Genomic DNA, 11,411 nt, shown 5'->3' with positions numbered 1-11,411 from the left:
CTGGAAATAACTCGACGTAGGAGAGTTATTCTATTTCAATAATGCCACGAAATAAAATCAATATTATAATCACTATATTTGAGTATTGAATCACTAAAAATTATTAACGCTTTGTTGCGTTACAACCTTGAATCCAAGCATTTTTCATAAAACAATTCTTAGAATGGTACTACAAAAACCTAAATATCAAAAAAATATAAAACAGACACTAGGCGTGTAACTCAGTAAATATATTGTTTTTCTATTGGAGTATAAAACTGAGATGAAATCCACTGGTAAGTGGAAAGTTTCTGTGAATTCATTATTTAAGTATAATCAGTGAAAAATCATATAATAAAATTATCGGAACAGCTGCTGCAAGGCAATGAGTTGAAGTATATAAAAAAGGCGATTTCTTTAAATGAAATTGGGCCTAAAGGAGAGTTCTTGGATTCTTTTGAAAATAGAATTAGTGCTTATGTTGGTTCAAAGTCCTGTTTGGCACTTTCTTCTGGTACCGCTGCGATTCATTTGGCTTTGCAAGTATTAGGAGTTCAAAAAGGAGATACGGTATTGTGTAGTAGCTTTACTTTTGCTGCCAGTGCTTTTCCTATACAGTATATTGGTGCTCAACCTGTTTTTATAGATTGTGAGCCTATTTCATGGAATATGTGCCCTGATTTATTATTGAAAGCTATAAAGAAAGAGATTCTATTAAGAAAAAAGCCAAAAGCCATTATTGTAGTTCATTCCTACGGGATGCCCGCTCAAATGAATAAGATTTTAGAAATTGCAAATCGATATAAAATTCCCGTTTTAGAGGATTCAGCGGCGGCTTTGGGTTCTAGCTATAGAGGTGAAATGTGCGGTTCAATGGGGTCTATAGGAGTGTTTTCTTTTAATGCCAATAAAATAATTACTACTGGAGGAGGAGGTGCTCTCATATCAAATAATAATGAATATTTTAAAAAGGCTACATTTTTAGCAACAAATGCAAAAGATAAAGCTCCTTATTATCAACATTCAGAAATTGGTTATAATTGTGGTATGAGCAATCTTGTTGCAGGTATTGGTTTAGGACAGTTAGAAGTGTTGGAAAGATATATAACACTTCGTAGAGAAATGAATGCATTTTATAAAGAGATCTTTTTAAATGTTGAGGGAATTACAGTATTTAAAGAGCCAAATTCAGACTATTATTCCAATCATTGGTTGACGTGTATTACAATTGACAAATCAAAAACGAATATTACTGCAGATCAAATTCGATTGGCTCTTGAAGAAGAGGGTATAGAATCACGACCTTTATGGAAGCCAATGCATTTGCAGCCTGTATTTAAATCCGCTTCTTATTATGGAGGAAAAGTGAGTGAAGACTTATTTAAATCCGGATTGTGTCTTCCTTCTGGCTCAAACATACAACAAGAGGGTCGAAATCGGATAGAAGCAGTTTTGAAAAGGTTATTTGGTGTTTGATGACTGTTGTTCGAAGTTAGTTGATGGACTGTCGAAGACAAAGACAAAGACAAAGACAAAGACAAAGACTGAGTCCAAATCAAGGTCAAAAGTTCAGTTTTAAATCTCAAACGACTAATTGTCAGTGACCAACGACCAACGACCAGCTGTCAGCTACGAAAACTAAAGAAAATAGCATGCCTTATTTGATGTTTCCTGAAAACAACTATCTTTGAGCAAATTATAGTGACCATTAATTATTAGAATAGGGAAAATGATAAAAAATTATTTGTATGCGTACGCACAAAAAAATGTTTCCAGGTGGTTGGTTTTGTGTATTGATATTGTTATAGTGCTGCAACTATTTATATTTGCATATTTAATTCGTTTCAACTTTTCCTTGTCATTCGATTTGGTATTGGTGTTTAATGAATTACCCGTTGTTGCATTGTTTGCTTTGTTAAGTTTTTTAATTTCAGGTTCTTATAAAGGGGTTATTCGTCATACAGGACTTAAAGATGCTTCGAATGTGTGTGTCGGAGCGACTATGTTAAGTGGATTTTTAATCTTAGTGGTTTTGATAAATCGACACTTTAAATGCTATCCTAATTTTAATATCTCTATTTCTATCCTTATTATTCACTATTTGTTAAATATCATAGTGTTGATTTCTAGTCGATTTGTATTTAAATATTTTCACAGAGAGATTTCCCAAGGAAAGAAAAATCCAAAGTCACTTTTAATTTATGGAGCAGGAGAGATGGGGGTAATTGCCTATGATACATTAAGAAAAGGGGCACGTGAACAATTTAAAATAATTGGCTTTATTGATGACAATCCCAAACGATCAGAGCATATGATCAATAGGATGCCAATTTATGAAGGTAAATCTATTACAGATAAATTTATACGAAAACATCAAATAGAGGAAGTGGTCATTGCTATTCAGAATATTAGCTCAACTCGACTGTTAGGGATTGTTGTAGATATGCAAATTTTAGGACTGAAAGTGAAAATTGCACCACCTATTTCCAAATGGGTTGGAGGGAATTTGGAGGTAGGGCAAATCAAAGCAGTTCGTATTGAAGATTTGCTGGATCGTATTCCAATCAAGTTAGATAATTTTGAAGTAGAAAAAGAGCTAGGAAATAAAGTCGTATTAATTACTGGAGCAGCGGGATCTATAGGAAGTGAGATTGCACGACAAGTGGGTACATATAAGTGCAAGAAATTATTGCTTGTAGATCAGTCTGAATCGGCACTATATGACTTAGAACAGGAATTGAAGAGAAATATGGTGGAAAATTACACCGTTTTTGTAGCAGATGTTAGAGACAAAAGCCGTATGGATCTTCTTTTTAAAGAACACAAACCTCAAATTGTTTTTCATGCTGCTGCTTATAAACATGTTCCTTTGATGGAAGAAACACCTTATGAGGCTGTTAAGGTTAATGTGATGGGAACCAAATGCATTGTAGACTTATCACTAAAGTACGGATTGGAAAAATTTGTCATGGTCTCTTCAGACAAAGCAGTGAATCCGACCAATATCATGGGAGCAACAAAAAGAATTGCTGAGATGTATATTACGAGTATGAATGAAAAAACAAAGGGGAAAACAAAATTTATTACCACCCGCTTTGGAAATGTATTAGGGTCTAATGGATCCGTAATTCCTTTGTTTAAAAAACAAATTGAAAAAGGAGGACCTTTGACATTGACACATAAAGAAATTACACGTTATTTTATGACAATTCCTGAAGCCTGTCAGTTGGTTATTGAGGCGGCATCTATGGGTAATGGAGGTGAAATCTTTATTTTTGATATGGGCAAGTCTGTAAAAATTTATGATTTGGCCGTTCGCATGATTAAATTGTCTGGTTTGCGATACCCAGAGGATATTGATATAAAAATCACAGGTTTACGTCCTGGAGAAAAACTATATGAAGAGCTGTTAAATAACAAAGAAACCACTTTGCCTACTCATCATGAAAAAATAATGATTAGTAAGGTTACTCCATTAGATGTAGAGCTTACGATTGCTTCCATAGAACAGTTATGTGATGAAAATAGTGTTTTAGAATCTGAAAGAACTGTTGTAAAGATGAAAAACATTGTGCCTGAATTTGTCTCCATGAATTCAATTTATAGCAAGTTGGATGTAATAAAACAAATAATTTAGAGTGATAAATAGTGTGTTTTTTAGTACATTTGCGCAAATTAATTTTATGAGTAAAATTTACGCTGTATTAATCCTAATGGTAGTCTTACTATCGTCCTGTGCTTCTAAAAAAGATCTTTTGTACTTTCAAGGCATTGATACAAAAGAACAGGTGCTAAATACCGATTTTTCTCCTAAAATTAAGGCGGGTGATCAATTGTCTATTATGATAAGTGCATTAGATCCCCTTGCTGTAATTCCGTTTAATAGTTTTAAACCAAATATGGGTACGGGGAACGGGAATGTAGAGTTGTTACCGTATTCGGTTGCTCAAGACGGAACCATTGAGTTCCCGCAGTTAGGAACGATTGAAGTGGCTGGTTATACACGTGTTGAGTTGATTGCTGTCTTAAAAGAAAAATTAGCACCTTTTTTGGTCAATCCTTCTATAAATATTCAATGGTTGAATTTTACCATTACCGTATTAGGAGAAGTGAAGAGTCCTGGAGCTTATATAATTCTAGATGAACGGGTAACAATATTGGATGCGATTGGTTTAGCTGGGGATTTAACGATACATGGAGTACGTCAAAATGTATTGGTGATTCGTGAAACCGATACTGAAAAGCAATTTGAACGTATTGATTTAACAGCTACAAATTTATTTGAATCTCCGGTTTATTATTTGCAACAAAATGATGTAGTATATGTTGAGCCTAACAAGCCTAGAGTAAACTCATCTGCAGCCAGTTCTGTAACTGGAATATGGATTTCTATTACTTCTTTAACGATTACAATAATTGCGTTGATTGTAAATTAAAAAAAATTCAATGAATAGTTTAGACCAGAACGAAAATATACCTCAGGGGTTTGAAGAATCTTTAAATTTTAGAGAGGAAATTGAGAAATACAGTAGGAATTGGAGATGGTTTCTATTAAGCGCCCTTTTGTTTTTAACAGGTGCCTATGTGTATCTAAGATATACAACTCCAATATATAATGTATCCACGACATTATTGATCAAAGAGGAACAATCTTCTATGTCTTCTGAATTGGCAGCTTTTCAAGACCTAGCCTCTTTTGGAGGAAGTATGAGTTCAGTTGAAAACGAAATTCAAATCTTAAAATCGAGAACCTTAGCAGCAACAGTTGTTTCTGACCTAAACTTACAAATTAGTTATTATATAGAAGGACGGGTGGTTGAAAGTGAAGTGTTTGATGGAAATTTACAACTCAAACCAATTGGATTGTTTGAGGTGCAGCATGATACTACATTTTATATAAAATATATTGGCAATAACAGGATAGAATTATTAGATATAAATCAAGAATTTATTGCGGCACAAAACACTGATGAAGATTTGATTTTATTTGGGCAGCATTATAAAATAGTTCAAAAAAGCTCTGTGTATTCGAAAGATATTGATACGCAAATAAAAGTTAAATTGGTGTCTAAAGAGGTTGCAGTCAGTAGTTTAGTGGGTAAAGTAGAAATAGAAGTGATTGACAAAAAATCGACTGTATTGAGACTGTCCTTGCAACACTCAATAAAAGAAAAAGCAGAGGTAATCTTAAATAGGCTGGTTTTAAACTACGCGGAAGAAGAAATTGACGATAAAAACGAAGTAAGCAAAAACACAGTGTTTTTTGTAAGTGAGCGTTTGAAGATAATTAGAGCAGAATTGTCTGAGATTGATAAAGGCGTAGAACAATATAAAAATGACAATAATTTAACAGATATAGTAAAGCAGTCTGAGGTCTTTATAGAGAACGTAACTTTTAGCGAGCAAGCTTTGTTTGATGCCAATACGGAGCTGAAATTATTGGAGTTTGTGAAAGGGTATTTGAAAAAAGAAAATCATAGTTTTGGTTTGATTCCTGCTTTGGGCTTTTCAGATTCTTCTATAAACATATTGACAGAGCAGTATAACCAAATTGTATTGGATAGAAATAGAGTTGTTCGTAGTTCTACAACAAAGAATCCAGTAGTTTTAGATTATGAAGCGCAGCTGATAAATCTCAGAAAAAGTTTGCAAGAGAGTTTGGATAATTTAAATATATCGTTGAGTATTACGATTAATGAATTGTTGCGAAAAGATAATCAATTAAATAGTCAAAAGAAGAGTCTTCCTAGAAAAGAAAGGGAATTTAGAGACTTGCTTCGTCAACAAGAAATTAAAGAATCACTATATCTGTATTTGTTACAAAAACAAGAAGAAACCCAAATTTCATTGGCGGTAACAGCATCTAATTCAAGAGTTATTGACAGGGCTTATGGAGTGGATATTCCAGTTTCTCCTAAGAAAAAAATTGTTTTATTAGCAGGTTTACTATTGGGATTAATCATTCCTTTTGGAATTATTTATGTAAATGATTTATTGGATAATAAATTTCATAGCCGTAAAGAGCTAGAGGCTTTGGTTTCTGCTCCTGTTTTGGGAGATATTCCTCTTAAAGAGACAAAAGAGAATTTAGTGGTTTCCAAAGAAGCTCGTTCTAGTCCAGCAGAGGCTTTCCGTTTGTTGCGAACAAATTTAGATTTTATGCTGGCTTCTAAGGAGGTAGGTAGTAATGTCATATTTATAACCTCTACAACGAGTGGCGAAGGAAAGTCATTTGTATCCATTAATTTAGCTTGTACCTTGGCATTGTCGGGTAAAAAAGTAGCCTTATTAGGAATGGACTTACGTGCGCCTAAGCTCAATCAATATTTAAAGACTCCAAATAATAAAGGAATTACAAATTATATTTTGGATTCTCAATTGGAGTTAGAGGATATTAGATTTTCAGTTTCCGAGCATAAAAATGTAGATTTCTATTCCTCTGGAGTCATTCCTCCAAATCCAGCAGAACTATTATTACACCCTCGTGTTGATGAGCTATTCGAAAAAGTAAAAGCGGAGTATGATTATATAATTGTAGATACTGCACCTATTAACTTAGTAACAGATACGCTTTTGCTGGGGCATCGTGCTGATTTGTTTATTTATGTTGTACGTGCTAATTATTTAGATAAACGCTTGTTAGCGGTGCCTCAAAATCTTTACAAAGAAAAACGTTTGACTAATATGTCAATGCTAATTAATGGTTCTGATTATAAAAAGGGTTATGGCTACGGAAACTATGGTTCCTATGGTTATGGATCGACAGAGTCAAAACCTTGGTGGAAGTTTTAATGTTGTAACTCGATATTCGTGGCTCCAAATTCGATGTTAGTTGATCGTTATTAGTTACTCAATGTTCAGTTTTTGAATCTGGTGGCAGAGTACATTTTTTTAGTTTGTCTAAAAATATTGAAGCCTTATCACTTAAAATTAATAAATGGATATGATTTTTATTAAGTAAGGGAAGAAGAGTAATAAATGTGTTGTTTTGTTTTTAAAAAAAACAGTAAAGGATCACCGATAGACAAATAACGAAACACAAAACACGAAATTTTCTTTCATTCACAAACTCTATTCGCCTAACTTTGATTAAATTTGCATCTTTAATTTGTTAAATAATATTTACTTGATTGGTTGAGTATTATTTGGTACATGATATTTTATCTAATGAAAAAAATCTTAGACTTATTTTTTAGTACACGATTGATGGCGGTGTTGTTTCTTATTTTTGCTATGGCAATGGGAATTGCTACATTTATAGAAAATGACTATGGAACTCCAACTGCTAAAGCTCTGGTGTATAACTCTTGGTGGTTTGAATGCATCATGGTATTGTTTGCTGTAAATTTCTTTGGGAATATCTTTAGGTACCGTTTGTACAAAAAAGAGAAATGGTCCGTATTGTTGTTTCATCTATCATTTTTCTTAATCCTTTTAGGAGCAGGAGTCACTAGGTATATCAGTTTTGAAGGTATCATGCCGATAAAAGAAGGAGAAACTACAAATGTGTTTTATTCAGATCAAACGTATTTAAAAGTTACTTTAGACGATAATACAGATCAACGTGTTTTGTATGATCCAATATTATTGTCAACTTGGGGTCAAAATAATTATGCTTTCAATACTGATTTTAGAGGTCAGGAGGTGAAGTTTGAATTAAAAGAATTTATTCCGAATGCCGCTACAAGTTTTGTAGAAACGGAGGAAGGGGAATTGTATATACATTTTGTTGAATCTAGTAGTGGTGGTCGACATGATCACTATATCAAAAAAGGGGACATAGAAAATATCCACGGAGTCTTAATCGGTTTTGCTCATAAAGAAAATGCGCTGATCAACTTTGAATATGAAAATGACGTGTTGAAAATGGAATCGATGTTTGAAGGAACTTTTCTTCGAATGGCAGATCAACTAAGAGGAAATATTGAAAAGGACGTCTTATCTGATTTTAAATATTTAACACTACATAATATTGCTGGAATGAGTTTTGTAGTGCCTAAACCACCATTGTCAGGGAAGATGGACTTGACAAAGGGTGACAAAGATGTGTTTCCTGAAGATGTTTTAAAATTATTGGTTTCTACAAAAAATGAAACGAAGGAGATAGAAGTTAGTGGAGGTAAATATACATCAAACGCTCCTGTTCAATTTACTTTGGACGACTTGAATATCAGAGTGGCATTTGGGGCAAAGGAAATTTTGTTGCCATTTCAAATAAAGTTGAATGATTTTCAATTGGATAAATATCCAGGGTCAGAGAGTGCAATGTCTTTTGCTAGTGAGATTACAGTAATTGATCCTTCAGAGACATTTGATTTTAGAGTGTATATGAATAATATATTAGATTATAAAGGTTATAAGTTTTTCCAATCGAGTTATAATATTACACCTCAATACGAAGAAACAAGGCTGTCGGTAAATCATGATTATTGGGGAACATTGATTACATATATTGGTTATTTCCTTTTATACGCAGGTTTATTGTTGATTTTATTTGTAAAAAATACGCGATTCTCATATTTACGTCATAAATTAAATAAGATAAAAGCGAAAAAGGCATTACTTTCTTTGGCTATAATTTCGTTGTTAGCAGGAGGTGTTTCTGCACAAGAGCATAACCATGAAGACGGTCATGATCATAGTGCACACAACCAGGAACAAGAATATAATCACGAAGGAGATCAGAACCATGAAGATGGTCACGACCATAGTGCACACAACCATGAAGGGCATACTGACCATAATACTGATGAGGACAGCAACCATATCAATGATATTACAGCCGTGCAAATGGATTCTATTTTAAAAGCCAATGTGGTTTCTGTTGAGCACGCTGAAAAGTTTAGTGCTTTGGTTATTCAAGATGCGGGTGGTCGTATGAAGCCTGTCCATACTTTTTCATCACAATTATTGCGTAAAGTAAGTAAGAGTGATACTTATAATGGCTTAGATGCAAATCAAGTTTTTTTATCGATTGTAGAAAATCCAAGATTGTGGTTTCAGGTTCCAGTGATTTATTTGGAACGAGGAAATGACAAACTACGTACTGTTTTAGGAATAGATACCAAAGAAAAATATGCTCGTTTGATCGATTTTATCGATGATAATGGGAATTATAAAATAAAAGCAGATGTTGAAGCGGCACAAAAAATTAATATAAAGAGTAAATACCAAAAGGATGTTATCAATGTAGATAAAAGAGTAGGCCTATTATATTCTGCGATTGGTGGTGGCATGCTTCGAATATTTCCGATACCTAATGATGCTACGAACAAATGGGTATCACAACCGGAATTGTACAATGCTCCGTTTAAAGGAGTCGATTCTGTTTTTGTAAAACAAATTTTACCCGTTTATATTCAAATTTTGAACGAAGCGAAAATTTCAGAGAACTATGAAGAGGCTGATGAGATTTTAAACGGCATTAAAAATTTCCAAAAGAAATATGGTGATGAGGTGTATCCATCTGAGGATAAAATAAAATTTGAGATTGCTTATAATAAATATGATGTATTTAAAAAGCTATTCAAACTCTACCTGTTTGCGGGCTTGATTTTATTTATTTTGGTGATTGTTCAAATATTTAAAACGAGTAAAGTCGTAGAGGTTTTATTGAAAATTTCAGTTGGGTTTGTGATTTTGTTTTTTACCTTGCATACTGCAGGCTTGGCAGCTCGATGGTTTGTAAGTGGTCATGCTCCGTGGAGTAATGCCTATGAATCCATGATCTATGTAGGTTGGGCTACGATGTTATTTGGTTTGATATTTGGTAGAAAATCTACATTGACAATTGCTGCTACTGCATTTTTAGCTTCAATGATTTTAATGATCGCTCATTGGAATTGGATGGATCCTGAAATTGCAAATTTAGTGCCAGTTCTGAATTCATATTGGTTGATGATTCATGTGGCAATTATTGTAGCGAGTTATGGTCCTTTTTCTTTGGCTATGATTTTAGGTCTGCTTGCCTTGATCTTAATGGCACTCACAAATAAAAAAAATAAAAAGAAATTAGACAATACAATCAATGAGTTAACAGTGATTAATGAAATGTCGATGACTGTTGGATTGGTGCTGTTGGTTATCGGAAACTTTTTAGGTGGAATGTGGGCCAATGAAAGCTGGGGCCGTTATTGGGGATGGGATCCAAAAGAAACATGGGCCTTAATCAGTATAATGGTTTACGCTTTTGTATTACATACAAGATTGGTGCCTGGTTTAAGAGGACGGTTTACCTTTAATATTTTATCGGTATATGCGTTTGCTTCAATAATGATGACTTATTTTGGCGTGAATTTCTATCTGTCAGGACTGCATTCTTATGCGAGTGGTGATAAAATGGTAACACCTAGTTTTGTGTATTATTCAATAGTGGTCGTTGCCGCATTAGGGATATTCGCATATGTAAAACATAATAAATATTACCGTAAAACTAAATAAAATCAAGTTTTAGAAAAACACTTTCCTTTCCTTTAAAAATATGTAAATTCGCAACTTCATGTATTTCTTGTATAGGAGAGTCATTCGTTTAAAAAAAAATAAAGCAATGTTTAATAAATATTTAAAAATAGTAATTGCAGTATTGATAGCTGTTTGGGCAGGTTTTCAATTTGCTGAAGAAAATATAGGAAACGGAATTATGATCCTTTTATTAGCTGGGGTTTTTGTGTTTTTCTTTTTTAAAAACGAATTTTTATTATTAGCTTTTTTACAAATAAGAAAACAAAATTTAGTTGGGGCACAAAAATGGTTGGACTATATTAAAAATCCATCAAGTGCTTTAAGAAAACCACAAGAGGCTTATTATTACTTTTTACATGGCTTACTTGTAACCCAAACCAGTATGACAAAAGCTGATAAAATGTTTAAAAAGGCATTAAAATTAGGTTTGTCTATGGATCATGATGTGGCAATGGCAAAATTGAACATGGCTGGTGTTGCAATGCATAGAAGAAGAAAAAGAGAAGCGACAACCTTGCTAAATGAAGCTAAGAAGTTAGACAAACATGGTATGTTAAAAGATCAGATTAAAATGATGAAAGATCAGATGAAAAAAATATAATCTGTTTTTATAAAATTTGAGATAGCTCGCAGTTTGCGGGCTATTTTTTTGAAGAGTATTTTGTACCTTCGTAAAACCACTAAAGACCGTTGCATAATGCTCTTTTCAGTTTTAGATTTCAATTTTGACTTTTTAAATCTAAAATTTATATTTTTTTTTCTTATTTTCATTGTTTATGTTAGTTATGAATCTATTTTTTGGTTCATTTTCCTTTAGTTTTTAGAATTATTGGCAATTATCCTTGGACTTCTATATAAATTGTAACAAATAGCTTCCATCAGATTTTGAGTATGCATTTTTTCCATACCTCTGTACCTTGCAACTCCACCTTTAAACCATAACTTTATTCCTCCAAAAGTTCGCTCCACTT

At 33.2% G+C, this 11,411-nt stretch carries 6 protein-coding genes and 1 pseudogene; 6 read left to right on the top strand and 1 reads right to left on the bottom strand.

Features of this window, described 5'->3' with window-relative positions:
- The first annotated feature begins 318 nt into the window (after positions 1–318).
- The 6 genes from V5787_RS01590 to V5787_RS01565 all read left to right on the top strand — a co-directional run bounded on the left by V5787_RS01590 (position 319) and on the right by V5787_RS01565 (position 11,041).
- Positions 319–1,455 (top strand): aminotransferase class I/II-fold pyridoxal phosphate-dependent enzyme, encoded by a 1,137-nt coding sequence (locus tag V5787_RS01590; protein ID WP_336891538.1) that lies wholly within the window; start codon positions 319–321, stop codon positions 1,453–1,455.
- A gap of 253 nt (positions 1,456–1,708) precedes the next feature.
- Positions 1,709–3,616, top strand: coding sequence for a nucleoside-diphosphate sugar epimerase/dehydratase (locus V5787_RS01585; protein ID WP_336891537.1), 1,908 nt, complete (start codon positions 1,709–1,711; stop codon positions 3,614–3,616).
- Positions 3,617–3,662: 46 nt separating this feature from the next.
- Positions 3,663–4,415 (top strand): polysaccharide biosynthesis/export family protein, encoded by a 753-nt coding sequence (locus tag V5787_RS01580; protein ID WP_336891536.1) that lies wholly within the window; start codon positions 3,663–3,665, stop codon positions 4,413–4,415.
- A gap of 10 nt (positions 4,416–4,425) precedes the next feature.
- A complete protein-coding gene (locus V5787_RS01575; RefSeq protein WP_336891535.1) occupies positions 4,426–6,771 on the top strand; it encodes a polysaccharide biosynthesis tyrosine autokinase in 2,346 nt (781 codons plus the stop codon).
- A 375-nt stretch (positions 6,772–7,146) separates the two neighbouring features.
- Positions 7,147–10,419 carry a cytochrome c biogenesis protein CcsA gene (gene ccsA / locus V5787_RS01570; protein WP_336891534.1) on the top strand — a complete coding sequence of 1,091 codons (3,273 nt, stop codon included), beginning with the start codon at positions 7,147–7,149 and terminating at the stop codon, positions 10,417–10,419.
- Positions 10,420–10,525: 106 nt separating this feature from the next.
- Positions 10,526–11,041, top strand: coding sequence for a DUF2892 domain-containing protein (locus tag V5787_RS01565; protein ID WP_336891533.1), 516 nt, complete (start codon positions 10,526–10,528; stop codon positions 11,039–11,041).
- A gap of 212 nt (positions 11,042–11,253) precedes the next feature.
- Here V5787_RS01565 and V5787_RS01560 read toward each other — a convergent pair.
- Positions 11,254–11,411: pseudogene (locus V5787_RS01560) on the bottom strand (IS5/IS1182 family transposase); the annotation flags it as partial.

Source organism: Flavicella sp. (assembly GCF_037132785.1).
Lineage (GTDB): Bacteria > Bacteroidota > Bacteroidia > Flavobacteriales > Flavobacteriaceae > Flavicella.
Note: the sequence above shows the minus strand (reverse complement) of the source record. Positions and strands in the feature narration are given on the sequence as shown.